The organism is Enterobacter sp. CPE_E890, from assembly GCF_046521475.1.
GTDB lineage: Bacteria > Pseudomonadota > Gammaproteobacteria > Enterobacterales > Enterobacteriaceae > Enterobacter > Enterobacter adelaidei.
Genome location: NZ_JBKFZW010000001.1, coordinates 4,456,967 through 4,483,262, shown reverse-complemented (window position 1 = coordinate 4,483,262; position 26,296 = coordinate 4,456,967). Strand labels below are relative to the sequence as shown.

The window sequence follows — 26,296 nt, the reverse complement described above, 5'->3', positions numbered from 1 at the left end:
CTATGGGTATCTTCTCCATCGCCAACCAACACATTCGCTTCGCCGTGAAGCTGGCGTGTGCCATCGTGCTGGCACTGTTTGTTGGCTTCCACTTCCAGCTTGAAACCCCGCGCTGGGCGGTGCTGACGGCGGCAATTGTCGCGGCTGGTCCAGCATTTGCGGCCGGTGGTGAACCTTACTCTGGTGCGATCCGCTATCGCGGGATGCTGCGTATCATTGGGACGTTTATCGGCTGTTTCGCGGCGCTGACCATTATTATTTTGATGATCCGCACCCCACTGCTGATGCTGATGGTGTGCTGTATCTGGGCGGGCTTCTGTACCTGGGTCTCGTCTCTGGTGAAAGTGGAAAACTCCTACGCCTGGGGACTGGCGGGTTACACCGCGCTGATTATCGTCATTACTATCCAAAGCGAGCCGCTGCTTGCGCCACAGTTCGCCGTGGAGCGTTGCAGTGAGATTGTGATTGGTATTGTTTGCGCGATTGTTGCTGACCTGCTTTTCTCCCCTCGCTCTATCAAGCAAGAGGTGGATCGCGAGCTGGATGCGTTGATTGTTGCCCAGTACCAGCTGATGCAGCTCTGCATCAAGCATGGTGACAGTGAAGAGGTGGATAAGGCCTGGAGCGGGCTGGTACGTCGCACGCAGGCGCTGGAAGGGATGCGCAGTAACCTTAATATAGAGTCTTCGCGCTGGGCCCGGGCTAACCGTCGCCTTAAAGCCCTCAATACGGTCTCCTTAACGCTGATTACCCAGGCGTGCGAAACCTATCTGATCCAGAACACCCGTCCGGAAGTGGTGACCGATACGTTCCGCGAGCTGTTTGCCGAGCCGGTGGAAACCGTGCAGGACGTGCATAAGCAGCTTAAGCGCATGCGGCGGGTCATTGCCTGGACAGGGGAACGCGACACACCAGTGACCATCTACACCTGGGGCGGGTCCGCGACGCGTTACCTGCTGCTGAAACGCGGCGTGGTTAGCAATACCAAAATCAGCGCTACGGAAGAAGAGGTGCTGCAGGGAGAAGTGGTGATTAAGGCGGAATCTGCCGAGCGTCATCACGCGATGGTCAACTTCTGGCGCACGACGCTCGCCTGCATGCTCGGTACGCTGTTCTGGTTGTGGACAGGCTGGACGTCCGGCAGCGGTGCAATGGTGATGATTGCCGTTGTGACTGCCCTGGCGATGCGTCTGCCCAACCCGCGTATGGTCGCCATTGATTTCCTGTACGGCACCATTGCCGCCCTGCCGATAGGCGCGCTCTATTTCCTGGTGATCATCCCGTCCACGCAACAGAGCATGTTGCTGCTCTGCATAAGCCTGGCGGTGATGGCGTTCTTTATCGGTATAGAAGTGCAAAAGCGCCGTCTGGGATCGTTGGGGGCGCTGGCCAGTACGATTAACATCATTGTGCTGGATAACCCGATGACCTTCCATTTCAGCCAGTTCCTCGACAGCGCATTGGGTCAGCTGGTGGGGTGTTTCCTGGCAATGATGGTTATTCTGCTGGTGCGCGATAACTCACAGGCAAGAACGGGCCGTGTATTGTTGAACCAGTTTGTTTCCGCTGCCGTGTCGTCGATGACCACCAATACCGCACGCCGCAAAGAAAACCACTTACCGGCGCTCTATCAGCAGCTGTTTTTACTGCTTAATAAGTTCCCGGGTGACATCGCTAAGTTCCGGCTGGCATTAACCATGATCATCGCGCACCAGCGTCTGCGTAACGCGCCTGTGCCGATCAACGACGATCTGTCGGCTTTCCACCGTCAGCTACGCCGCACTGCCGACCATGTACTTTCCGCGACCAGCGATGACAAACGCCGTCGTTACTTTACGCAACTGCTTGAAGAGCTCGATATCTACCAGGAGAAGCTTAAAGTCTGGGAAGCTCCGCCTCAGGTAACCGAGCCAGTAGGACGGCTGGTGTTTATGCTGCACCGCTACCAGAATGCCCTCACAGATAACTGACTGAAGTAAAAAAGCCGACGCCAAAGCGTCGGTTTTTTTGTGGCTATACTTAATTCCAGCACGTTCTTACATTCAGAAAGGGAGGACACATGACGACTGAGACGCTTCAGGACCACATCCTTTTTCAGACCGGGTATCTGGTTAATGGTATCTGGAAAACGCTGGACACGACGTTTGATGTACTTAACCCGGCGACCGGCGAGGTCATCGCTAAAGTCGCGAAAGCGGGTAAAGCGGAAACCGAAGCTGCGATTGCCGCAGCCACCAACGCTTTCCCGGCATGGCGAGCCAAAACCGCGAAAGAACGCTCGGCCATCCTTTACCGCTGGTACGAACTGATTATTGAAAATAAAAGCTGGCTCGGGCGGTTAATGACCACCGAGCAGGGCAAGCCTCTGAAAGAAGCGGAAGGAGAGGTGGAGTACGCGGCCAGCTTTATCCAGTGGTTTGCCGAAGAGGCCAAGCGCGCTAACGGGGAAATTATTCCGCCGATCAAACCCGGTTCCCGCATTCTGGCAACCCGCGAGCCCATTGGTGTGGTCGCGGCGATTACACCATGGAACTTCCCGATGGCGATGCTCACCCGTAAATTAGGCCCGGCGCTTGCTGCGGGCTGTACCGGGGTGATCAAACCGGCCAATAACACGCCGCTCAGTGCTTTTGCGCTGCTTACCCTGGCTAAACAGGCCGGTGTGCCCGACGGTGTTCTCAACGCCGTGGCCGGGAATACCCATGAAATCAGCGATGCGATCATGGCCAGCCGCGACGTGCGTAAAATCTCCTTTACCGGTTCTACCTCCGTCGGCAAAACGCTGGTGCGTAACGCCGCAGACACCATGAAAAAAGTCTCAATGGAGCTGGGGGGAAATGCCCCATATATCGTTTTTGAGGATGCGGATATCGACGCAGCGGTTAAGGGTGCTATCGCCAACAAATTCCGCAATGCCGGGCAGGTCTGCGTGAGCGTTAACCGTTTCTATATTCAGGAAACCGTCTACGACAAGTTTGTGAATAAACTTGCCGATGCGGTGAAGGCGCTGAAGGTGGGGAATGGTCTTGAAGAGGGCGTTGTCGTCGGACCGCTGATTGAACCTGCTGCGGTCAACAAGGTGCGTGAGCATGTCGACGATGCCGTTGCCCGCGGGGCAACCGTGCTGGCAGGGGGGAAACCCCATTCGCTTGGCGGGAATTTCTGGATGCCAACCGTACTGGGTGACTGCCATGAAGGCATGAAGCTGGCAGAAGAAGAGACGTTTGGACCGGTTGCGGCGTGCTTCCGTTTCACTTCAGAAGATGAGGTCATCCAGCGTGCCAACAACACGCCTTATGGCCTGGCGGCTTACTTCTACACCCAAAACCTTTCACGCGTTTTCCGTGTTTCTCAGGCCATCGAGAGCGGGATGATTGGCATTAACGAGTGCGCCGTCTCTACGGAACTGGGGCCTTTTGGCGGGGTAAAAGAGTCAGGCCTTGGACGCGAGGGCTCCGTGCTGGGGCTGGAAGAATATCTGGAAGTCAAAACCCTGCATATCGGGGGATTATAATAGACCGGGCGGCAACTGCCGCTCGCCTGGACTGGGTGGCTGGCAATGAAAACCTATACGTTTGATTTTGACGAGATCGACAGTCAGGAAGACTTCTATCGTGAATTTATCCGCGTGTTTGATCTTGAACGGGAAAGCGTGACGAATCTGGATACCCTGTGGGACGTGGTGACCGGCAGTCTGTTGCCACTCCCGCTGGAGATTGAGTTCATTCATTTACCCGATAAGCTGCGCAGACGTTTTGGCGCACTGATATTACTGTTCGATGAAGCGGAAGAAGAGCTGGAAGGGCAACTGCGTTTTAACGCGCGCCATTGAATGACATAAAAAAAGCCCCTGACCAGCTGGTCAGGGGCAAGTCGTATGATGAAATACGACGAGGGTTTATTTATACAGTTCTGCCGTAGCATGCCAGTGGTCACCCTGATTCAGTTCGGTGACACGATAGCTGCTGGCACCTGCTTTTTCAGCTTTTGCGGCCAGTTCGTGACGAATATCCATTGGTGAACCAGTGACAGACGTTACGGATACACTGCCCATAGGCTGCAGATTTTGTGCCTGGTCGGCATTCACTTGCTGTACGGCTGCACTTGCGCCGAAAGAGAGAACTGAGGCCAGACCGAGGGTTGCGATGATCAATTTGGTTTTCATAGTCTTTACTCCTGAATAGGGTTGTTGCTCAACGGCGAGAAGGGTTAAACAGCTATTTTTATGCCTGGTGCCGTTGAGTGGAGATTTATGTCTTCAGTTATTGCTAAAACTTATTTGTACAGCTCAGCAGTAGCGTGCCAGTGGTCACCTGAACGAGCTTCAATGATGCGGTAGGATGATGCACCCTGTTCTTCCGCTTTCTTGTTCAGCATCTCATGCATGTCCATCGGGGACGTACCGATTGCACCGACAGAAACCGTACCGATTGCCTGGCGGGATTGCGCCTGGTCAGCATTGATTGAATCAGCAGCGAAAGCACCGAATGACAGGACAGACAGGACGCTCAGCGCCGCTACAGTAGTTTTAATGTTCATGATTTTTACCTCGTCGAATTTTTTAGTGGGGTCTTGTTTCGTGACCCTCATCACAAAATCAAGTATACACTAATAACGGTAAAAATTAATACCAGGCTAATTGTTCCGGTTGTTATTACGTGTTAACCAATGCGTTTTTTATAACCAAACTGCATAATGTTGGGTGTTTTTTGTCCTGTTTATGCATTGATCTCTAATTAAATCATATGGATATAGGATTTTGATTTTTTGTGCGGTTTTTTGATTTGGCATTCACCAGATGAATGTTAATAGGTAGTAAAAAGCACTATTTGTCAAAGTCAGGGCAGTGGAATCGAGAGGGAAACGCAGCGGGAGCAGAACGATCCCCGCAGCGGTGCTACGGGGAGAGGGGATTAGAGTTCCTGTTCGAACAGAACCAGAATTGCCTCGTAGAGGTCTTTGACGGAGAAACCATTTGCCGGAGTGGTAAAGATGGTGTCGTCCCCGGCGATTGTGCCGAGAATACCTTCCGCTTTACCTAAGGAATCCAGCAGGCGAGCAATCAACTGCGCAGCACCAGGGCTGGTGTGGATCACCACCACGGCGTCGTTATAGTCGATATCCAGAACCAAATTCTTCAGCGGGCTGGAGGTTGTCGGCACGCCAAGTTCAGCTGGCAGGCAATAGACCATCTCCATTTTGGCGTTACGGGTACGCACCGCGCCAAATTTGGTTAACATGCGGGAGACTTTCGACTGATTGATGTTATCGAAACCTTGTTCCTGTAACGCCTGAACAATTTCTCCCTGAGAACTGAATTTCTCTTCTTTGAGTAGCGCTTTAAACGCCTTTACTAATTCTTCTTGCTTAGACGAGCTTCGCATAAGTCACCCGGAATATGACGATAGAAACAACATTATTATGCATGTGGATGAATTTTTATGCAAATTATCTACCGGGAGGTAGTCTGAAATAATGTTATGAAAGGGAGTGATTTTATCAGATTTCGTTATCAGAAAACATGCCTGGGTCACGCCGCGCAAATAAGCTTAAAAGTAAATTAAATGTTATCAAAATGATGTTGTTTTGGTGGCAGGGCAGGGTGTATTGTAACCACCTCTTAATTCGTTGCCGTCTGTTGTCAGATAGTCTTCTGGTGAGAGATAAAGTCGCGTGACCTCAAATTCTTTAGCTACGAAAATTGTAATTATTTACTCGCTGAATTATGGTCGCCGCAACGGAGTTACAGATACTTAAGTTAACCATAATAAGGAGTTTAGGATGAAAGTCGCAGTCCTCGGCGCTGCTGGTGGTATCGGCCAGGCGCTTGCCCTACTACTGAAAACCCAACTGCCTTCAGGCTCAGAACTCTCCCTGTACGATATTGCTCCGGTAACCCCTGGTGTGGCGGTTGACCTGAGCCACATCCCGACAGCTGTTAAAATCAAAGGCTTCTCCGGTGAAGACGCGCGTCCTGCACTGCAGGGTGCCGACGTGGTGCTGATTTCTGCAGGTGTGGCACGTAAGCCTGGTATGGATCGTTCAGACCTGTTCAACGTCAACGCAGGCATTGTGAAAAACCTGGTGCAGCAGATTGCTGAAATCTGCCCGAAAGCGTGCATCGGTATCATCACTAACCCGGTGAACACCACTGTTGCTATCGCGGCAGAAGTGCTGAAGAAAGCCGGTGTTTACGATAAAAACAAACTGTTCGGCGTGACCACGCTGGATATTATCCGTTCCAACACCTTTGTTGCTGAGCTGAAAGGCAAACAGCCAACAGAAGTGGAAGTTCCGGTTATTGGTGGCCACTCAGGCGTCACCATTCTGCCTCTGCTGTCGCAGATCCCAGGCGTAAGCTTCACCGAGCAGGAAGTGGCTGACCTGACCAAACGTATCCAGAACGCGGGCACCGAAGTGGTGGAAGCGAAGGCGGGTGGCGGTTCTGCAACTCTGTCTATGGGCCAGGCGGCTGCACGTTTCGGTCTGTCACTGGTTCGCGCTCTGCAGGGTGAGAAAGGCGTTGTTGAATGCGCTTACGTTGAAGGCGACGGCGAACACGCTCGCCTCTTCTCTCAACCGCTGCTGCTGGGTAAAAATGGTATCGAAGAACGTCAGCCTATCGGCAAACTGAGCGCGTTTGAACAACACGCGATGGAAGGCATGCTGGATACCCTGAAGAAAGATATCACCCTGGGCGAAGAGTTCGTTAACAAGTAAAACGAACCGTCTCTCGTAGGCCGGGTAAGCGTTAGCGCCACCCGGCAAAAAAAACCGAAGCACTCACTGGCTTCGGTTTTTTTATGGCTGTCAGTTTGTTGCCGGGTATTCCTGAACCGTCACCTGCAGCGTGAGTTTCTTATCATTGCGCATGACTTCAACAGGGATAATAGAGCCCGGTCGGATCTCTGCGACCTGGTCCATGGTCTCCAGTGCCGAGACCGCTGGCGTACCATTAACTGACACAATGACATCGTTAACCTGAATTCCCGCGTTGTCTGCCGGGCCGCCAGGTGATACCTCGTTGACCACGATGCCCTGAATCTGATCAATACCGCCGCCCTGGTTATGCATTGGTGCAATTTCACGGCCACCTATTCCGATATAACCACGGATCACCCGTCCATCACGGATCAGTTTATCCATAATTTTGGTCGCCAGCTGGAACGGAATGGCAAAGCCGATCCCTTCCGGTGTCTCGCCGTCGTTGCTCTTGTCGAACGAGAGGGTATTGATACCCATCAGCTCACCCAGTGAGTTAACCAGCGCACCGCCGGAGTTACCGCGGTTGATCGACGCATCGGTTTGCAGGAAGTTCTGCCGCCCGGAGGGGTTGAGGCCAATACGACCCGTCGCACTGATAATTCCCTGGGTAATCGTCTGACCCAGGTTATAAGGGTTACCGATAGCCAGGACGACGTCGCCAATGTGAGGGGTACGTTTGCGATTGATGGGAATGATAGGCAAACCTCCCGTGGCGTTGATTTTCAGGACGGCCAGGTCGGTCAGGCTGTCAGACCCCACGAGTAACGCCTCAAACACGCGGCCATCCTGCAGGGCAACGATAATCTGGTCGGCATCGTTAATCACGTGCTTGTTGGTAATAATGTAGCCGCGCTCGTCCATAATCACCCCAGAGCCGAGGGTGCGGATCTCCAGTTGGTTATGGGTTGAGCTATTAAGGCCGCGGTTATAGACATTCACCACGGCAGGTGCGGCACGGCGAACGGCCTGGTTGTAGGTGGCCGGCGTTTCATCCGTACTGTCGAACTGGGGAGCCGTCAGTTTATTAAACTGACGTAAAGACGGCATTGCCGCCAGCAGCAGGCCAGCGACAATCAAACCGATGACAATTGAACGTAAGAGCTTTAAAAGCATGATGCGCGTGTCGTTAAAAAAGGGACGATTTGCAGCATAACATGAGTTATCCGGACATCACACGCAGCGGTGATGTCCGGCATCGCAAATGCTTAGCGCAACAGAATATAGATAGATTCATTGCCACGCATAACCTGCAGGGCAATAACCGCCGGTTTACTTTCCAGCACCTTGCGCAGCTCGGCAATGGATTGCACGCGATTACGGTTTACGCCAATGATGACATCATCCTGATGTAATCCGGCCTGCGCGGCAGGGCTGCTCTTCTCAACGGTGTCGATGCTAATACCCTTCGTACCGTCTTTCAGTTGCCCATCGCTTAACGTTGCCCCTTGTAACGCAGGGGCGATAAGCTCCGCACTGGCAGAAGACGAGGTACTCTTATCCAGCGTGACTTCAACGTCCAGCGGCTTGCCGTCACGAATCAGGCCCAGCTTCACTTTGGCGCCAGGTTCTGTCGTGGCAATGCGTGAACGTAGCTCTGCGAAGCTGCTCAACGGCTTGTCATTCAGGCTGACGATCACATCGCCCGATTTCACGCCGGCTTTTGCCGAACCGGAGTTTGGCAGGACTTCACTCACAAATGCGCCCCGCTGCACGTTGATGTTGAACGCTTTGGCGATATCCGCGCTCATCTCCATTCCCTTGATCCCCAACAGCCCGCGCTTGATTTCACCGAACTGGATCAGCTGCTGGGCAAGCGTTTTGGCCATGTTACTGGGGATGGCAAAACCAATTCCAATGCTGCCGCCGCCAGGGGCCAGAATAGCCGTGTTAATCCCAATCAGCTCGCCATTCAGGTTGAGCAATGCCCCGCCGGAGTTCCCACGGTTGATGGAGGCATCCGTCTGAATAAAGTTTTCCAGCCCCTCCAGATTCAGGCCGCTACGTCCCAGCGCCGAGACGATCCCGGAGGTGGCGGTCTGCCCTAAACCAAAGGGGTTGCCCACGGCAACGGCAAAATCACCGACACGCAGTTTGTCGGAGTCCGCAATGGTAATCTGAGTCAGGTTGCTCGGGTTCTGCACCTGCAACAGCGCGATATCGCTCTGGTCATCGCCGCCAATCAGTTTGGCATCAAATTCACGTCCATCATTAAGCTGTACGCTGATTTTATCGGCCTGGCTGATGACATGGTTGTTGGTCAGAATATAGCCTTTGGCCGCATCAATAATGACGCCTGAACCCAGACCTTCAAAAGGCTGAGCCTGCTGGTCGGGAGCTTCATCGCCAAAATATTTTTTCAGTTCTTCCGGTACGCGTTGGCTTTGTACAGCCGTACCCTCAACCTGTACGCTGACGACCGCAGGCAACACTTTTTCCAGCATCGGTGCGAGGCTTGGAATGGCTGCCTGACCGGGCACCTGAGAGGGGATGGCGGCAAGGGCAGGGAAGGACGCCGAGAGAGATAACCCGACACTTAACGCGATAGCGCTCAACAGCTGGTTTTTTTTCTTCATCGATGTTGACTCTCGTAACCTGGAATAAAGGAAAAACGGCCCCAAAAACACGTTGATGTTATTGAATTTTAAACCGCTGAACAATGAGGTGCTTAACTAAATGATAGCTGGGGTCATGAAGAAAGGACGGGCGCAATCGCTGCGCCCGTAAAATAAATTCAGGTTGTGCGATTAATCGCGTTTTACACCGCCACGCAGCAGGCCTGACGCGCCATCTGAATAGTCACGAGGCATCTGAACGGGCGCCTGATCGTTACCGGCTTCAGAGTCTGCCAGACGGTTGCGGAACGGATTGGTTTCCGCGGTCATTTCCGGCAGCAGGCTGCTGGAGCTTTTTGCCATATGTTGATACAGCTGACGATAGTCGGTCGCCATGTTGTCCAGCAGCTCGGCGCTACGGGCAAAGTGGCTGACCAGCTCTTCACGATACTCTTCCAGTTCCGCTTTGTTCTTTTCCAGTTCGTACTGCAGTGACTGCTGCTGACGCAATTTGCGATTACCGAAACGCATGGCCACAGCACCGATGACGATGCCGACGACTAAACCGATTAGCGCATATTCCCAGGTCATGAACTTCTCCCGTTGTCTTGTTGTTCCGTAGGGTGTTGGCTCGGCTCCTGCCTGTGCCTGATAATGCCACTATAACCGCTATTTCTGTAGAAGTGGAATCCTGACGTATCATCGCGTAGTGTAGAACGGCCTTTTTTTCATCAGTCACGGCTGCTGGTGAGGTTTAATTGAAGGAATAACAATAAGATTATGCAAAACCTGTCCCCTGCATCGCGTTATCAACTGGCCCTTAACGACGGCACTCATCAAGCGGATGACGTTCAACGTGAGGCGGTAAGCCGTCTGGAGATGATTTATCAGGAACTCACTGCAAAACCTGCTGAAGTCGAACAGAATGGTGGGCTAAAGGCGGCATTTGGGCGGTTGCTCGGTAAAAAAGCACCACAGGCTCATGCTCCTGTACGCGGCTTATATATGTGGGGCGGCGTAGGGCGCGGAAAAACCTGGCTGATGGATCTGTTTTATCTGAGTCTGCCGGGCGAACGTAAGCAGCGTCTGCATTTCCATCGTTTTATGCTGCGGGTGCATGAAGAGCTAACTGCACTGCAGGGCAAAAGCGATCCGCTTGAGATTGTGGCCGACAGGTTTAAGGCGGAAACGGACGTGCTTTGCTTTGACGAATTTTTTGTTTCTGACATCACCGATGCCATGCTGTTAGGTGGCCTGATGAAAGCGCTGTTTGCGCGCGGGATTACGCTGGTTGCCACATCGAACATCCCGCCGGACGAGCTGTACCGCAACGGTCTGCAGCGCGCACGTTTCCTGCCTGCCATCGACGCCATCAAGCAGTATTGTGACATTATGAATGTGGATGCCGGGGTGGATTACCGGCTGCGTACGTTGACCCAGGCGCACCTGTGGCTCTCACCGCTGAACGCCGAGACTACCCATCAAATGGATACACTCTGGCTGGCGCTGGCGGGGGCAAAACGTGAAAACGCTCCGGAGCTTGAGATTAACCACCGCCCGTTGCCCACGCTTGGCGTAGAGAATCAAACGCTGGCCGTCTCCTTCACAACACTTTGTGTGGATGCCCGCAGCCAGCACGACTATATTGCGCTTTCACGCCTGTTCCATACCGTGATGGTGCTGGACGTTCCGGTCATGACGCGGTTGATGGAGAGTGAAGCACGACGCTTCATTGCGCTGGTGGATGAATTTTATGAGCGGCACGTCAAGCTGGTGATTAGCGCTGAGGTACCTTTATATGAGATCTACCAGGGAGAGCGGCTGAAGTTCGAGTTCCAGCGTTGCCTCTCGCGTCTGCAGGAGATGCAGAGCGAGGAATACCTCAAGCTTGAGCATATGCCATAAATGCCAGCCTCTCCCGGTGGGAGAGGAACGGGGGGAGGGTACCAGACCGCGCAATACCTCCCCCCGAAAAACCCATTCCAAATCACATTTAAGGGTCGATCTTTGACCTCAACTTCTCTATAATCTTGCGACCCCACGTTACGAGAAGGTTTTTTTCCCGAAACTTTCTATGTGTCGGCATGTGCTATTCGAAGGGGTAGGTTTGCCGGACTTTGTCGTGTGAACCTCAACTGACTAAACGTTTGGGTGTTCACCAACGTGTAACTTATTATTTGGGTAAGCTTTTAATGAAAACTTTTACAGCTAAACCAGAAACCGTACAGCGCGACTGGTATGTTGTTGACGCGACCGGTAAAACTCTGGGCCGTCTGGCTACTGAACTGGCTCGTCGCCTGCGCGGTAAGCATAAAGCGGAATACACTCCGCACGTTGATACCGGTGATTACATCATCGTTCTGAACGCTGATAAAGTTGCTGTAACCGGCAACAAGCGTACTGACAAAATGTACTACCACCACACCGGCCACATCGGTGGTATCAAAGAAGCGACCTTTGAAGAGATGATTGCTCGCCGTCCTGAGCGTGTGATTGAAATCGCGGTTAAAGGCATGCTGCCAAAAGGCCCGCTGGGTCGTGCTATGTTCCGTAAACTGAAAGTTTACGCAGGTAACGAGCACAACCACGCGGCACAGCAACCGCAAGTTCTTGACATCTAATCGGGATTATAGGCAATGGCTGAAAATCAATACTACGGCACTGGTCGCCGCAAAAGTTCCGCAGCTCGCGTTTTCATCAAACCGGGCAGTGGTAAAATCGTAATCAACCAGCGTTCTCTGGAACAATACTTCGGTCGCGAAACTGCCCGCATGGTAGTTCGCCAGCCGCTGGAACTGGTTGACATGGTAGAAAAACTGGATCTGTACATCACCGTTAAAGGTGGTGGTATCTCCGGTCAGGCAGGTGCGATCCGTCACGGTATCACCCGCGCTCTGATGGAGTACGACGAATCCCTGCGTTCTGAACTGCGTAAAGCTGGCTTCGTTACTCGTGACGCTCGTCAGGTTGAACGTAAGAAAGTGGGTCTGCGTAAAGCACGTCGTCGTCCACAGTTCTCCAAACGTTAATCATTTTCTGCTTACGCAGAACGATTGGCGAAAAACCCGCTTCGGCGGGTTTTTTTATGGATAATGTGCAGGTTATCCACAATATAAATTCATATATCTCCTCTTTTTCCACATTTCCAGAATCCCCTCACCACAAAGCCATCAAAATCTGGTAAACTATCATCCAATTTTCTGCCCAAATATCGGTGAATACTCGATTTTTGTTCGATTCTTGAACAATGTGTTTTCTCTGGGATGGGCGATACAACATCTGGCTGGCCCCTGTTGGGCCGGTAGCAGTAAAAATTCTGAATATACCTGGAGGTTTTCATGGCTGTCGCTGCCAACAAACGTTCGGTAATGACGCTGTTTTCTGGTCCTACTGACATTTATAGCCATCAGGTTCGTATCGTGCTGGCCGAGAAGGGTGTCAGTTTTGAGATCGAGCATGTGGAAAAGGATAACCCACCTCAGGATCTGATCGATCTCAACCCGAGCCAAAGCGTACCGACGCTGGTGGATCGCGAGCTGACCCTGTGGGAATCCCGTATCATTATGGAATATCTGGATGAGCGTTTCCCACATCCGCCGTTGATGCCGGTTTACCCTGTCGCGCGTGGTGAAAGCCGCCTGTACATGCAGCGTATCGAGAAAGACTGGTACTCGCTGATGAACGTTATCGTTAATGGTTCCTCTTCTGAAGCCGACGCAGCGCGTAAGCAACTGCGTGAAGAGCTGCTGGCAATTGCCCCTGTGTTTGGTCAGAAGCCATTCTTCCTGAGCGATGAGTTCAGCCTGGTGGATTGCTACCTGGCACCGCTGCTTTGGCGTCTGCCGACTCTGGGCGTAGAGTTCAGCGGTCCGGGTGCGAAAGAGCTGAAGGGCTACATGACTCGCGTATTTGAACGTGATTCATTCCTGGCATCGTTAACTGAACCTGAACGTGAAATGCGTCTTGGCCGAGGCTAATGACTGTGGAAATGTCACAACTTACCCCACGCCGTCCGTATCTGCTGCGCGCCTTCTATGAATGGCTGCTGGATAACCAGCTCACGCCGCACCTGGTTGTGGATGTGACGTTGCCGGGCGTGCTGGTTCCAATGGAATATGCGCGTGACGGACAGATCGTGCTGAACATCGCGCCGCGCGCGGTGGGCAACCTGGAACTGGCCAACGACGAAGTGCGCTTTAATGCGCGCTTTGGCGGTGTGCCGCGTCAGGTGTCCGTTCCTCTGGCTGCGGTACTGGCGATCTACGCGCGTGAAAACGGCGCAGGCACGATGTTTGAGCCGGAAGCAGCATACGACGAGGATGTTGCCAGCCTGAATGATGACAACGCATCCGATGAGCGCGAAAGCGACACGGTGATGTCGCTTATTGATGGCGATAAACCCGATCATCATGACGAGAATGATCCTGATGACGATCCGCCTCCGCGCGGTGGTCGTCCGGCTCTTCGCGTCGTCAAATAAAAAAACAGGCCCAATCGGGCCTGTTTTTTTACACTTCCAGGTAGTTCAGTATACCGTCTGCCGCCTTACGACCCTCGGCAATCGCGGTGACCACCAGGTCAGAACCGCGAACGATATCGCCACCGGCGAAGATTTTCGGGTTGCTGGTCTGGAAAGCATTGTCGCTGCCTTCAGGTGCAATGACGCGGCCCTGAGAGTCCAGCTCCACGCTGTGCTTCGCCAGCCACTCCATGCTGTGAGGGCGGAAACCGAACGCCATCACGACGGCATCGGCCGGGATCACATGCTCAGAACCGGCTACGATCTCGGCGCGACGACGGCCTTTCGCATCCGGCGCACCCATCTCAGTACGCGCCATCTTCACGCCGCTCACTTTACCGTTGGCATTCACTTCGATACCCAGAGGCTGGATGTTGAACTGGAACTCCACGCCCTCTTCACGCGCGTTTTTCACTTCGCGTTTAGAGCCCGGCATGTTCTCTTCGTCACGACGGTAGGCGCAGATCACGTGTGCCGCATTTTGACGAATGGAGGTACGCACGCAGTCCATCGCCGTATCACCACCGCCCAGTACGACAACGCGTTTGCCTTCCATGCTGACGAACGGCTCATCGGCGGTTTCGCCGTAGCCCATGATCTGCTTGGTGTTAGCAATCAGGAACGGCAGAGCGTCGTAAACGCCCGGCGCGTCTTCGTTCTCCAGACCACCGCGCATGGACTGATAGGTGCCCACGCCCAGGAATACGGCGTCGTATTCTTTCAGCAGATCGTCGAGCTGTACATCGCGGCCTACTTCCACATTCAGTTTGAACTCGATACCCATGCCGGTAAAGATTTCACGACGACGGGTCATGACCTCTTTTTCCAGCTTGAAAGCCGGGATACCGAAGGTCAGCAGACCGCCGATCTCCGGATGACGGTCAAAGACCACCGCCTTCACGCCGTTGCGGGTCAGCACGTCCGCACAGGCCAGGCCCGCCGGGCCCGCGCCGATGATTGCCACGCGCTTGTCGGTTTGCTTCACGCCGGTCATATCCGGACGCCAGCCCATCTCAAACGCTTTATCGTTGATATAACGCTCAATGTTACCGATGGTCACTGCGCCAAACTCGTCGTTCAGCGTACAGGAGCCTTCACACAGACGGTCCTGAGGACACACGCGGCCGCACACTTCCGGCAGGGTGTTAGTCTGGTGAGACAGCTCGGCGGCTTCAAAGATACGCCCCTCATTGGCTAGCTTCAGCCAGTTCGGGATGTAGTTATGCACCGGACATTTCCATTCGCAGTAAGGGTTACCGCAGGACAGGCAGCGGTCTGCCTGTGCTTTGGCCTGGCCTTCTGAAAACGGCTCATAGATTTCAACAAATTCAATTTTACGGATTTTCAGCGGTTTCTTTGGCGGATCAACACGCTGCAGGTCGATAAACTGGTATACGTTCTGACTCATCTGAATTCCTTACTGCGCCTGCACACGCAGCTCTGCTGAGCTACGACTACGGTGACCCAACAGTGCTTTAACATCGCTGGACTTCGGTTTAACCAGCGCGAATTTCGCAGAGAACGCCGGCCAGTTCGCCAGGATCTCTTCGCCGCGCGAAGAACCGGTATGCTGCACGTGTTCGGTAATCAGACCGCGCAGGTGTTCTTCGTGGATAGCCAGCGTGTCAACGTCCAGCACTTCCACCAGCTCCGGGTTCACGCGTTTGCGGAACTCGCCGTCTTCATCCAGGACGTACGCAAAACCACCCGTCATGCCTGCGCCGAAGTTCACGCCGGTTTTACCCAGAACGCAAACAATCCCGCCCGTCATGTATTCACAGCCGTTATCGCCAATGCCTTCCACCACGGTGATTGCACCGGAGTTACGTACCGCAAAACGCTCGCCCGCACGGCCCGCTGCAAACAGACGACCGCCGGTCGCGCCGTACAGACAGGTGTTTCCGATGATGCTGGCTTCGTGGCTGCGGAAAGCTGAACCGACAGGCGGACGCACCGCCAGCAGACCACCCGCCATGCCTTTACCGACGTAGTCGTTGGCATCGCCGGTCAGATACAGCTCAACGCCGCCTGCGTTCCACACGCCGAAGCTCTGGCCCGCAGTACCGCTGAAGTGCGCGGTAATCGGATCAGCAGCCAGCCCCTGGTCACCGTGCGACTGCGCGATGTAACCGGAGAGGGAGGCACCCACGGAACGGTCGGTGTTGCGAATATCAAACCAGAACGTTTTGCTCTGCTTGTCGTCAACATACGGTTTCGCCTGCTGCAGCAGTTGCGCGTTCAGCACGCCGTTATCAAACGGCGGGTTGTTCTCGGTGCAGTAGACCGCTTTGCCAGGATGCGGCTGCGCGGTTTCCAGCAGCTTGCTCAACTCCAGCTTCTGCTGCTTGGCAGTGAAGCCTTCCAGCTCTTTCAGCAGGTCGGTACGGCCAATCAGGTCTACCAGACGCTTCACGCCCAGCTGTGCCATCAGCTCGCGGGTTTCGCGGGCGATGAACTCAAAGTAGTTGGTCACTTTGAACGGCAGACCGTGATAGTGGTTCTTACGCAGTTTCTCGTCCTGGGTTGCAACGCCGGTTGCGCAGTTGTTCAGGTGGCAAATACGCAGGTATTTACAGCCGAGTGCAACCATTGGACCGGTGCCAAAGCCGAAGCTTTCCGCACCCAGAATCGCCGCCTTGATGATGTCGAGGCCGGTTTTCAGACCGCCATCTACCTGCAGACGGATCTTGTGACGCAGACCGTTAGCCACCAGCGCTTGCTGAGTTTCTACCAGCCCCAGCTCCCACGGACAACCCGCATATTTCACGGAGGAGAGTGGGCTTGCACCGGTACCGCCGTCATAACCGGCGATGGTGATGAGATCCGCATAGGCTTTTGCTACGCCCGTTGCGATGGTACCGACGCCCGGCTCGGAAACCAGCTTCACGGAGATCATCGCTTTCGGGTTGACCTGTTTCAGGTCGAAAATCAGCTGTGCCAAATCCTCGATAGAGTAGATATCGTGGTGTGGTGGCGGAGAGATCAACGTCACGCCCGGTACGGAGTAGCGCAGTTTGGCGATGTACGGGGTGACTTTATCACCTGGTAACTGACCGCCTTCGCCCGGTTTAGCACCCTGAGCGACTTTAATCTGAATAACGTCGGCGTTGACCAGGTACGCTGGCGTGACGCCAAAGCGACCGGATGCCACCTGCTTGATACGGGACACTTTGTTGGTGCCGTAACGGGCAGGATCTTCGCCGCCTTCGCCGGAGTTCGAGTTTCCGCCGATGCTGTTCATGGCTTCAGCCAGCGCTTCATGGGCTTCCGGACTGAGAGCACCGATAGACATTGCTGCAGTATCAAAGCGTTTGAACAGCTCAGTGGCTGGCTCAACGTCATCAATACTGACTGCATCATCCCCTGGATTCAGTGCCAGCAGATCGCGCAGCGTCGCTGCCGGACGGCTGTTTACCAGCTCAGCATATTGCTGATAATCGCTGTATTCGCCGCTCTGAACCGCCTGCTGCAGCGTGCGCACCACGTCCGGGTTATAGGCGTGGTATTCACCACCGTGAACATATTTCAGCAGACCGCCCTGATCCAATGGCTTACGTGCCAGCCAGGCGCGTTTCGACAGGTTGACCAGATCCTGCTGGAAGTCAGCAAACCCGGCACCGCCGATGCGGCTGACCACGCCCTGGAAGCAGAGGTTGGCGACCTCGTCATGCAGGCCGACCGCTTCAAACAGCTTCGAGCAGCGGTAGGAGGCAATGGTCGAGATGCCCATTTTGGACATGATCTTGTACAGACCTTTGTTGATGCCGTTACGGTAGTTCAGCATCACCGCGCGGTAATCTTTGTCGATCGCGCGGGTATCGACCAGACGTGCCAGTGTTTCGTAGGCCAGGTATGGATAAATCGCCGTCGCACCAAAGCCTAACAGCACGGCAAAGTGGTGCGGGTCACGTGCACTTGCGGTTTCAACGATGATGTTGGCGTCGCAGCGCAGGCTCTTCTCTACCAGACGGGTCTGGATAGCACCGACTGCCATTGGTGCAGGCACCGGCAGGCGATTCTTCGCGATATTTCGGTCAGACAGCACCAGCAGAACGGTACCGTTACGCACCATCTGTTCGGCTTTGTCACACAGGGCATTCACCGTCTCTTCAAGGCTCGCTTCGGCCACGTCGAAGGTGATATCGAGCGTGTCAGCGCGGTAGTGCTCCTCTTTCATGGTGGTGAGCTGTTTGAAATCGGAGTACAGCAGGATCGGCGATTTAAAGGTCAGGCGGTGCGCCTGGCCTTCGGCCTCGCAGAAGACGTTCATCTCGCGGCCAATGCTGGTCGCCAGCGACATCACGTGGGCTTCACGCAGCGGGTCGATTGGCGGGTTGGTGACCTGCGCAAACTGCTGACGGAAGTAGTCGTAAATGATGCGTGGCTGGCTGGAGAGCACGGCAAACGGGGTATCGTCCCCCATGGAGCCCACGGCTTCCTGGCCGTTTTCACCGAGTACGCGGATGACGGAATCCAGCTCTTCCGCGCTGTAGTTAAACTGTTTCTGGAAGCTTGCGAGGGTGTCGTCGTCCATCTCGCGGCTGCCTACTTCTTCGTCTGGCAGATCTTCAAACGGCACCAGACGACGCACGTTTTTCTCCATCCACTCTTTGTACGGATGGCGGCTTTTCAGATCGTGATCGGTTTCGGCTGAGTGCAGAATACGCCCGCCGCGGGTGTCGATAACCATCAGCTCGCCCGGACCGACGCGGCCTTTTTCGACCACTTCGTCAGGCTGGTAATCCCAGATACCGACTTCAGAGGCGCAGGTGATGAGCTTGTCTTTGGTGATGACGTAGCGCGCCGGACGCAGACCGTTACGGTCCAGGTTACAGGCAGCGAAACGTCCGTCGGACATGACGATGCCCGCCGGGCCGTCCCACGGCTCCATGTGCATGGAGTTAAAGTCGAAGAACGCGCGCAGCTCCGGATCCATATCCGGGTTGTTCTGCCAGGCTGGTGGCACGAGCAGACGCATGGCGCGAACGATGTCCATACCGCCTGCCAGCAGCAGTTCCAGCATGTTATCCATGGAGCTGGAGTCCGAGCCGGTTTCGTTTACGAACGGTGCGGCATCGTGCAGGTCAGGGATCAGTGGCGTCTGGAACTTATAGGTACGGGCGCGGGCCCACTGGCGGTTACCGGTGATGGTGTTGATCTCGCCGTTGTGCGCCAGATAGCGGAACGGCTGAGCCAGCGGCCAGCGTGGAACAGTGTTGGTGGAGAAGCGCTGGTGGAACAGGCAAATGGCCGATTCCAGACGCAGATCCGCCAGGTCCAGGTAGAAGCGCGGCAGGTCAGCCGGCATACACAGACCTTTATAGATGTTCACCAGGTTCGAGAGGCTACAGACGTAGAACTCTTTATCGTCCTGGAGACGCTTTTCAATGCGGCGACGGGCAATGAACAGACGGCGTTCCATATCGCGTGGACGCCAGCCCGCAGGCGCGTTAACAAAAATCTGTTCAATACGAGGCAGCGAGGAGAGGGCGATTTCACCGAGCACCCCTTCGTTGGTTGGCACATTGCGCCAGCCGACAATCGACAGGGTTTCACGTTGAAGTTCTTCTTCGACGATGCGGCGTGAGGCGGCAGCTTTTTCAGGATCCTGGTTCAGGAACAGCATACCGACAGCGTAGTTTTTGGCTAAACGCCAGCCGCGTTCTTCCGCAACGATACGGAAGAAACGATCGGGTTTTTGCAGCAGCAGACCGCAACCGTCGCCGGTTTTACCATCAGCAAGGATGGCACCACGGTGCTGCATACGGGCCAGTGCGTGAATAGCAGTACGCACTACCTTGTGGCTAGGTTCGCCTTCTATGTGGGCGATCAGGCCGAAACCACAGTTATCCTTCTCAAGGGATTTATCGTACAACATATCAGTGAACCTCCCCAGGCTCGTCGGGCTTCCCACTGAACTTTACCGTGGCGCACAGGCACAGAAAGAGCATGGCGACGGGGTTTGCGTTTCATACGCGGACCTCGCATTCGCCCTCTTTTCATCCTTTCGCGCAGGTAAACAAGTTTGAGGACTTGCTTCAGAGGGAATCTCAATTACTGCATAAATATGATGAGCAGGCCGCTCATCCAGAAAGCTTCCAGCGGATTTCCAACTTATCGGGAATTGGTACACAGGTCAAATGGCAATCTTATTTATACAAAAATGTGCTAAAGAGAGTTTATCTGATTGTAATTAAAGGGTATTTAACTATTTTTACATTGATTGCATGCCCTGGCAGGACGCAGCGGAGTGTGATCTGACTCACTATATGAAAGCGGTATTATCAATGTAGCGTGCTGAATAGCAGTTTTATAGCAGAATAATAATCTGGCATTGACTGCAAACCCGCATAAAGCCACTGTTTTTCAGTGGTGGCGCTATAAATGAAAAAAACAATCAGAATATAAGGAAAAGTAATCACGAGGGTTGTGAATGAAATTGCAGTAATCCTGAGTATTTATTCATATAGATAAAGGCCGTCCGGGGCGATTGATCCAGGTCATCGCCGACAGAGGCTAAAAATGGCAGGCTTGTCCCCTTTCTCCGGGACGGTCTATCAGATTATGCAGTTACAGAAATTAGTCAATATGTTTGGTGGGGATCTTTTGCAACGCTATGGGCAAAAGGTTCATAAGCTGACGCTGCATGGCGGCTTTAGCTGCCCGAATCGCGATGGCACCATCGGGCGGGGTGGCTGCACGTTCTGTAACGTTGCGTCGTTTGCTGACGAAGCACAGCAGCATAAATCTATCGCTGAACAGCTTGCCCATCAGGCGAGCCTGGTGAACCGCGCTAAGCAATATCTGGCCTATTTCCAGGCCTACACCAGCACGTGGGCTGAGGTGCAGGTACTGCGCTCTATGTATCAGCAGGCCGTCAGTCAGGCTAACATCGTTGGGCTGTGCGTGGGCACGCGCCCGGACTGTGTACCGGACGCGGTGCTGGAGTTGCTCAGCGAGTACAAAGAACAAGGTTACGAGATCTGGCTGGAGCTGGGCTTGCAAACTGCACATGACAAAACGCTGCATCGCATTAACCGTGGGCATGATTTTGCCTGCTACCAGCGCACCACGCGGCTGGCCCGTGAGCGTGGGCTGAAGGTCTGTTCGCACCTGATTGTCGGTTTACCGGGGGAAGGGCGACAGCACGGTCTGGAGACGCTGGAAAAGGTGGTTGAGACCGGCGTTGACGGCATTAAGCTGCACCCGCTGCATATCGTGAAGGGCAGCATTATGGCGAAAGCCTGGGAGGCCGGGCGGTTAAGCGGTATTGAGCTTGAGGACTATACGGTGACGGCGGGGGAGATGATTCGCCACACACCGCCGGAAATTGTCTACCACCGTATTTCGGCCAGCGCTCGCCGTCCAACGCTTCTGGCACCGCTATGGTGTGAGAACCGCTGGACGGGGATGGTGGAAATCGACCGCTATCTACAGGAGAACGGTGTACAGGGTTCGGCGCTTGGCCACCCGTGGGTTCCCCGTCTACCGGCGACGGCCGCCTAACAGGCTTCCCAGCATGCCGCGCACTATCTGATTAGTGACCTGTCGCGCGGCGCTTTTCGCCATGGTCTGTACCACGCCATCGCGCTTGCCGCCGCGCGGCCCGGTGCTGCCGAACAGGATGTCTTTGAGCCCCCCGAGAATACCGTCATCCACGGCGTGCCCTTTAGCGGCAGGCGCATCCTGCGATTCCGTTGTCGCCTGGACCCCTTTTTGCAGCATCTCGAATGCGGACTCGCGATCCACCTCGTCTTCGTACTTCCCGTAAACCGGAGAGTGGTTAATCAGACCGTTACGCTCATCGTCGGTCACCGGCCCCATGCGCGAGCAGGGCGCGATCACCATGGCGCGTTCCACCACGGACGGGCTGCCCTTCGCATCCAGGAACGAGATCAGCGCTTCACCGGTGCCTAACGCCTGAATCGCCGCTTCGGTATCAAAGGCCGGATTGGCGCGCATGGTTTGCGCGGCGGCCTTAACGGCTTTCTGATCTTTCGGCGTAAAGGCGCGTAGGGCGTGCTGCACGCGGTTACCAAGTTGCCCGAGCACGTTGTCCGGAATATCTGACGGATTTTGCGAAACAAACCAGACGCCAACACCTTTGGAACGGATCAGGCGGATAACCTGTTCAATCTTGTCCAGTAGTACCTGTGGGGCATCGTTAAACAGCAAGTGTGCTTCGTCAAAGAAGAACACCAGTTTGGGCTTTTCCAGGTCACCGGCTTCGGGTAGCTGTTCGTAGAGCTCAGAGAGCATCCACAGCAGGCTGGCGGCGTAAAGCTTCGGCATCTGATAGAGCTTCTCAGAACTCAGAATGTTGATGATGCCTTTGCCGTTGCTGTCGGTGCGCATCCAGTCTTTGATATCCAGCATCGGCTCGCCGAAGAAGTGTTCGGCCCCCTGTTGCTCCAGGGTCAGCAACCCACGCTGAATGGCGCCCACCGAGGCGCTGCTGATATTGCCGTACTGGTTCTGGAAGGATTTAGCGTTATCGCCGATGTATTGGGTAATGGCGCGCAGATCTTTGAAATCGAGGAGCAGTAGCCCCTGGTCATCGGCAATACGGAAGATAATATTCAATACGCCGGACTGCACGTCGTTGAGGTTAAGCAGACGGGCCAGCAGCAGCGGGCCGAGATCGGAGACGGTCGCGCGCACCGGGTGGCCTTTCTCACCGAAGATATCCCACACCACCACCGGATTGTTATGCGGCGTCCAGTCCGTGATGCCAATATTCTTCAGCCGTTCGAGCAGTTTTTCAGAGGCCGTCCCTTCCTGAGCGACACCGGTTAAATCGCCTTTCACGTCAGCCATAAAGACCGGCACGCCAGTCTCCGAAAGCGACTCCGCCAGCTTTTGCAGGGTCACGGTTTTCCCCGTCCCGGTCGCGCCGGTGATCAAACCGTGGCGGTTCGCCATCGCGGGCAGTAAATACAGCTCTTTTTCCAGCGTCCTGGCAATTAACAATGGTGTACTCATAATGCGCTTCCTCTCTTAGTCCTGGGTGGAGTATAGGCAACCTGGTCGCAATTTGGTTGAGTAAATTCCTGACTTTGCGGCGCATTATCCAGCGCGGACTATGCTTTTGCATACGGTTCACAAAATAGTGGGAAACTATGTCCAGATTCTTCTTTAACGATCGCAAACAGCTGGTCAACGATGCCATTGAAGGCATACTGCTTTCTGCGCCACATGCAAATCTCGTCAAACTTGATATCGATCCGGCCATCAGGATCGTCGCGCGCGGCGACTGGGACAAAAGCCGCGTGGCGGTGATCTCCGGCGGTGGCTCTGGTCATGAGCCTGCACACGCCGGGTTTGTCGGCAAAGGCATGCTGACGGCGGCGGTGTGCGGCGATCTGTTTGCTTCGCCGAGCGTGGATGCGGTACTGAACGCCATTGTGGCGGTAACGGGCGATCGCGGTTGTCTGCTGATCGTCAAAAACTATACCGGCGACCGCTTGAACTTCGGTCTGGCAGCGGAAAAGGCCAAACGCTATGGCCTGAAGGTGGAGATGGTGATTGTTGCCGATGACATCGCGCTGCCGGATAACAAGCAGCCGCGCGGCATTGCCGGTACGGCGCTGGTACATAAGATTGCAGGTTATGCGGCGGAGCACGGGAAATCACTGAGTGAAGTGCGGGATATTGCGCAACAGGCCTGCGATAATCTCTGGAGCCTGGGCGTTGCGATGCAAACCTGTAACCTGCCAGGCAGTGATGATGGAGAAGGGCGAATTAAGCAAGGTCATGTGGAACTGGGGCTCGGTATTCACGGGGAGCCGGGAGCTTCGGTGGTTGATACGCAAAACAGCAAAGCCATTATCGACACGCTGGTAACACCGTTACGCGAGCAGGCGGGAGAGGGGCGCTTTGCAGTGCTGATTAACAATCTTGGCGGCGTGTCGGCGCTGGAGATGGCGCTGCTCACCAAAGAGCTGGCGCACTCGGCTCTGAAAGAGCATATCGCGTACCTGATTGGCCCCGCGCCGCTGGTGAGTGCCCTGGATATGAAGGGCTTTTCCCTGACGTTATTGAAGCTTAACGACCTCTTTGAAAAAGCGCTCCATGAAGAGGTTGAGACGCTGGGCTGGCAAAAACCAGTGGCGTTTGCCCCCTTGCGTGTACAGGAACATAGCGCGCTGCATGACCGCGTGGAATATACCCCATCTGCTAACGCAGAGGTGGGCGAGTATGTCTCCCAGGTAACAACCACGCTGATTAAGCTTGAAAATCGGCTCAATGCACTGGATGCCAAAGTGGGGGATGGCGATACCGGCTCTACCTTTGCGCAAGGAGCGCGAGACATTGCGCAGCGCCTTGAGGAGCACAAACTGCCTCTGGATGATATCCCAACGCTGCTGTTGCTGGTAGGCGAGCGGTTGGCCACGGTGATGGGCGGATCGAGTGGCGTGCTGATGTCGATCTTCTTTACGGCGGCCGGACAAAAGCTGCATGACGGGAAGCCGTTGCCGGAGGCCCTGCTGAGTGGGCTGGCGCAGATGAAGCAGTACGGTGGGGCTGATCTTGGCGATCGTACGCTGATCGACGCGCTGCAGCCCGCGCTGGAGGCGTTGCTGAAAGGCGATCTTCACGCGGCGGCGCAGGCTGCGCGGCAGGGTGCCGAAGCGACCGCGAAAATGCGGAAAGCCGGAGCGGGGCGTTCGTCGTATGTGAATAAAGAGAATCTGGATGGAGTAATGGATCCGGGGGCGGTCGCGGTGGCAGAGGTGTTTGCTGCGCTGGCTCGGTAGTGTAGAAATGCCGGGTGGCGGCTACGCCTTACCCGGCCTGAAAACATGATGTCCGCGTGAAAATCAAAAATCCGCTTTCAACACCACGCGGTAACGGGCTTTACCGTCACGCACGTGCTGGATCGCTTCGTTGATTTTTGACATCGGATACAGCTCAGTAGTCGGAGCCACTTTGGTGCGTCCGGCAAACTTCATCAGTTTGCGCAACTCGAATGGCGTACCGGTGGCAGAGCCGGACACGCTGCGATCCCCGCCAATTAAGGTAAACGCCGGAACGGGCAGCGGCTTCATCACGGCACCTACGGTGTGGAAGTTACCGCCGTAGGCCAGCGCTTCAAAATACGGCTGCCAGTCGAGATCGACGTTGACGGTGTTGATGATGAGATCAAACTGGCCTGCCAGCGCGTTCAGCGCATGCGGATCGCGGCTGTTCACTACCTTGTCTGCACCCATCGCCAGCACTTCTTTCTCTTTCGCCGGGTTTGAACTGAACGCTGTGACTTCACAGCCCATCGCGTGCAGCAGTTTGATGGCGATATGCCCCAGTCCGCCAATACCGATGACGCCCACGCGGCTGGTGGCAGTGATATGGTGCATCAGCAGAGGTTTGAAGACGGTAATACCACCACACAGCAATGGACCGGCGGATTCGATATCAATGCTGTCCGGCAGTGGAATGACCCATTGCCAGTCGGCGCGCAGCTTATCGGCAAAACCACCTTTGTTAAGTATGGTAGGAACGGCGCCTTCGAGGCAGTTGATCTGATTACCGCTGATACAGGCATCGCAGTGGCCACAGCTGCGTGCTGTCCAGCCAATGCCCACGCGTTGACCCACTTTCAGTCCTTTGTCCTGCGCGGCGCTACCGAGCGCCACGACGCGGCCAATCACTTCGTGTCCGGCAACCAGCGGGTAGCTGGAGAAGCCCCATTCGTTGTCGATCATCGAGAGATCCGAGTGGCAGATCCCGCAGTAATCAACCTGTACTTCGACGTCTTCTGCTTTTAGTTCGCCCGCATCGTACTCGTAAAGCTCAAGTTCTGCACCTGCCTGCGGTGCGGCGTAGCTTTTTATCTTCGACATCGTGTTTCCCCCGTTGTGGTGTGAACTGAGAGTGTAGAGCATTCAGTTCAGCACCGCTTAACAGAAGAGGGCGGCAATATTATTTACAGATTTTTCAGCATCCTGACTTCGCAATCGACGTGGCCGGTACAACCGAGCGGTGCATCAATATGCTCAAAGCCCAGATGTTCATACAGGCCAATGGCCTCTTTGAGGAAGGCGGTTGTTTCGAGGTAACAGCGCGTAAAACCCTGCTTACGTGCGTGTTCCAGGGCGATCAGTGCCAGCTTTTTCGCCAGTCCTTGCCCGCGTGCAGTTGGGAGGAAATACATTTTCTGTAGTTCGCAGATATCCGGCTCGCTACAACTGAGTGGCGCCACGCCGCCGCCGCCCACAACCAGACCATTCTGCTCGATTACCCAATAGGCATGCCCTGGCTGGCTGTAGAGCTGAAAAAGCTCATCCAGATTTGGGTCTGCAACCGTGTAGCCTTTGTCAGCCGTCAGGCCATATTCGGCAGAAACGGTGCGGATAACGGCGGCAATAGCCGGGTTATCCTGCTCAGTGATCCGACGCATCGTCGTCGCGACGGGGGTAATCACGCTCATAGCATTACTCATTACAAAAATTGACACATAACT

22 protein-coding genes are annotated in these 26,296 nt (G+C 54.7%); 11 read left to right on the top strand and 11 right to left on the bottom strand.

Translation table 11 applies throughout. The features are described 5' to 3' along the window. The first annotated feature begins 2 nt into the window (after positions 1 to 2). The 3 genes from aaeB (at position 3) to ACLHV9_RS22130 (ending at position 3,832) form a co-directional block, all read left to right on the top strand. Positions 3 to 1,970: a p-hydroxybenzoic acid efflux pump subunit AaeB gene (gene aaeB, locus ACLHV9_RS22140; protein ID WP_407221070.1), complete on the top strand. Its 1,968-nt coding sequence runs from the start codon at positions 3 to 5 to the stop codon at positions 1,968 to 1,970. 89 nt (positions 1,971 to 2,059) lie between these two features. Next, positions 2,060 to 3,514 carry an NAD-dependent succinate-semialdehyde dehydrogenase gene (locus ACLHV9_RS22135; RefSeq protein ID WP_028017003.1) on the top strand — a complete coding sequence of 485 codons (1,455 nt, stop codon included), beginning with the start codon at positions 2,060 to 2,062 and terminating at the stop codon, positions 3,512 to 3,514. A gap of 45 nt (positions 3,515 to 3,559) precedes the next feature. Next, positions 3,560 to 3,832, top strand: coding sequence for a barstar family protein (locus tag ACLHV9_RS22130; RefSeq protein WP_008502839.1), 273 nt, complete (start codon positions 3,560 to 3,562; stop codon positions 3,830 to 3,832). Between the two features lie 66 nt (positions 3,833 to 3,898). Here the strand turns inward: ACLHV9_RS22130 and yhcN (ACLHV9_RS22125) are convergent, their stop codons facing one another. The 3 genes from yhcN (ACLHV9_RS22125) to argR all read right to left on the bottom strand — a co-directional run bounded on the left by yhcN (ACLHV9_RS22125) (position 3,899) and on the right by argR (position 5,384). After that, the gene (gene yhcN / locus ACLHV9_RS22125) at positions 3,899 to 4,165 is read right to left on the bottom strand and encodes a peroxide/acid stress response protein YhcN (protein ID WP_024906332.1); all 267 of its coding nucleotides are present in this window, start codon (positions 4,163 to 4,165) and stop codon (positions 3,899 to 3,901) included. A 110-nt stretch (positions 4,166 to 4,275) separates the two neighbouring features. Further along, complete coding sequence (yhcN, locus tag ACLHV9_RS22120; RefSeq protein WP_032666799.1) at positions 4,276 to 4,539, bottom strand: peroxide/acid stress response protein YhcN; 264 nt, start codon at positions 4,537 to 4,539, stop codon at positions 4,276 to 4,278. A gap of 374 nt (positions 4,540 to 4,913) precedes the next feature. Next, positions 4,914 to 5,384 carry a transcriptional regulator ArgR gene (gene argR / locus ACLHV9_RS22115; RefSeq protein ID WP_003860428.1) on the bottom strand — a complete coding sequence of 157 codons (471 nt, stop codon included), beginning with the start codon at positions 5,382 to 5,384 and terminating at the stop codon, positions 4,914 to 4,916. Between the two features lie 397 nt (positions 5,385 to 5,781). On the opposite strand from argR, the gene mdh reads away from it, so the two are divergent. Then, positions 5,782 to 6,720 (top strand): malate dehydrogenase, encoded by a 939-nt coding sequence (gene mdh, locus ACLHV9_RS22110; RefSeq protein ID WP_407221069.1) that lies wholly within the window; start codon positions 5,782 to 5,784, stop codon positions 6,718 to 6,720. Positions 6,721 to 6,810: 90 nt separating this feature from the next. On the opposite strand, the gene degS is transcribed toward mdh, so the two are convergent. From degS to zapG, 3 genes are all read right to left on the bottom strand, one after another. After that, positions 6,811 to 7,878 (bottom strand): outer membrane-stress sensor serine endopeptidase DegS, encoded by a 1,068-nt coding sequence (gene degS / locus ACLHV9_RS22105; RefSeq protein ID WP_028017007.1) that lies wholly within the window; start codon positions 7,876 to 7,878, stop codon positions 6,811 to 6,813. Positions 7,879 to 7,970: 92 nt separating this feature from the next. Next, a complete protein-coding gene (degQ, locus tag ACLHV9_RS22100) occupies positions 7,971 to 9,338 on the bottom strand; it encodes a serine endoprotease DegQ (RefSeq protein ID WP_028017008.1) in 1,368 nt (455 codons plus the stop codon). Positions 9,339 to 9,509: 171 nt separating this feature from the next. Beyond that, the gene (zapG, locus tag ACLHV9_RS22095) at positions 9,510 to 9,908 is read right to left on the bottom strand and encodes a Z-ring associated protein ZapG (protein WP_008502832.1); all 399 of its coding nucleotides are present in this window, start codon (positions 9,906 to 9,908) and stop codon (positions 9,510 to 9,512) included. Between the two features lie 189 nt (positions 9,909 to 10,097). Here zapG and zapE point away from each other — a divergent pair, with 189 nt between their 5' ends. From zapE to sspB, 5 genes are all read left to right on the top strand, one after another. Continuing rightward, a complete protein-coding gene (gene zapE / locus ACLHV9_RS22090; protein WP_108091093.1) occupies positions 10,098 to 11,222 on the top strand; it encodes a cell division protein ZapE in 1,125 nt (374 codons plus the stop codon). Between the two features lie 287 nt (positions 11,223 to 11,509). After that, positions 11,510 to 11,938 carry a 50S ribosomal protein L13 gene (gene rplM / locus ACLHV9_RS22085; RefSeq protein ID WP_003860434.1) on the top strand — a complete coding sequence of 143 codons (429 nt, stop codon included), beginning with the start codon at positions 11,510 to 11,512 and terminating at the stop codon, positions 11,936 to 11,938. Between the two features lie 15 nt (positions 11,939 to 11,953). Further along, positions 11,954 to 12,346, top strand: coding sequence for a 30S ribosomal protein S9 (rpsI, locus tag ACLHV9_RS22080; protein WP_003860436.1), 393 nt, complete (start codon positions 11,954 to 11,956; stop codon positions 12,344 to 12,346). 309 nt (positions 12,347 to 12,655) lie between these two features. Then, positions 12,656 to 13,294, top strand: coding sequence for a stringent starvation protein SspA (gene sspA, locus ACLHV9_RS22075; protein ID WP_003860438.1), 639 nt, complete (start codon positions 12,656 to 12,658; stop codon positions 13,292 to 13,294). A gap of 5 nt (positions 13,295 to 13,299) precedes the next feature. Further along, on the top strand, positions 13,300 to 13,797 hold the full coding sequence (sspB, locus tag ACLHV9_RS22070; protein WP_028017011.1) for a ClpXP protease specificity-enhancing factor: 498 nt from the start codon (positions 13,300 to 13,302) through the stop codon (positions 13,795 to 13,797). A gap of 28 nt (positions 13,798 to 13,825) precedes the next feature. Here sspB and gltD read toward each other — a convergent pair whose 3' ends face one another. Next, on the bottom strand, positions 13,826 to 15,244 hold the full coding sequence (gene gltD, locus ACLHV9_RS22065; protein WP_108091092.1) for a glutamate synthase subunit GltD: 1,419 nt from the start codon (positions 15,242 to 15,244) through the stop codon (positions 13,826 to 13,828). A gap of 9 nt (positions 15,245 to 15,253) precedes the next feature. After that, on the bottom strand, positions 15,254 to 19,714 hold the full coding sequence (gene gltB / locus ACLHV9_RS22060) for a glutamate synthase large subunit (RefSeq protein WP_108091091.1): 4,461 nt from the start codon (positions 19,712 to 19,714) through the stop codon (positions 15,254 to 15,256). Positions 19,715 to 20,400: 686 nt separating this feature from the next. Here gltB and ACLHV9_RS22055 point away from each other — a divergent pair. Next, positions 20,401 to 21,342 (top strand): TIGR01212 family radical SAM protein, encoded by a 942-nt coding sequence (locus tag ACLHV9_RS22055; RefSeq protein ID WP_108091103.1) that lies wholly within the window; start codon positions 20,401 to 20,403, stop codon positions 21,340 to 21,342. Here the strand turns inward: ACLHV9_RS22055 and ACLHV9_RS22050 are convergent. Continuing rightward, positions 21,322 to 22,818 carry a helicase HerA-like C-terminal domain-containing protein gene (locus ACLHV9_RS22050; RefSeq protein ID WP_407221068.1) on the bottom strand — a complete coding sequence of 499 codons (1,497 nt, stop codon included), beginning with the start codon at positions 22,816 to 22,818 and terminating at the stop codon, positions 21,322 to 21,324. The genes ACLHV9_RS22055 and ACLHV9_RS22050 overlap by 21 nt on opposite strands. A gap of 137 nt (positions 22,819 to 22,955) precedes the next feature. On the opposite strand from ACLHV9_RS22050, the gene ACLHV9_RS22045 reads away from it, so the two are divergent. Then, on the top strand, positions 22,956 to 24,593 hold the full coding sequence (locus ACLHV9_RS22045; RefSeq protein ID WP_108091089.1) for a dihydroxyacetone kinase subunit DhaK: 1,638 nt from the start codon (positions 22,956 to 22,958) through the stop codon (positions 24,591 to 24,593). 63 nt (positions 24,594 to 24,656) lie between these two features. Here ACLHV9_RS22045 and ACLHV9_RS22040 read toward each other — a convergent pair whose 3' ends face one another. Continuing rightward, on the bottom strand, positions 24,657 to 25,676 hold the full coding sequence (locus ACLHV9_RS22040) for an NAD(P)-dependent alcohol dehydrogenase (RefSeq protein WP_028017016.1): 1,020 nt from the start codon (positions 25,674 to 25,676) through the stop codon (positions 24,657 to 24,659). Positions 25,677 to 25,759: 83 nt separating this feature from the next. Beyond that, positions 25,760 to 26,263 carry a GNAT family N-acetyltransferase gene (locus tag ACLHV9_RS22035; RefSeq protein WP_028017017.1) on the bottom strand — a complete coding sequence of 168 codons (504 nt, stop codon included), beginning with the start codon at positions 26,261 to 26,263 and terminating at the stop codon, positions 25,760 to 25,762. Positions 26,264 to 26,296: the final 33 nt, after the last annotated feature.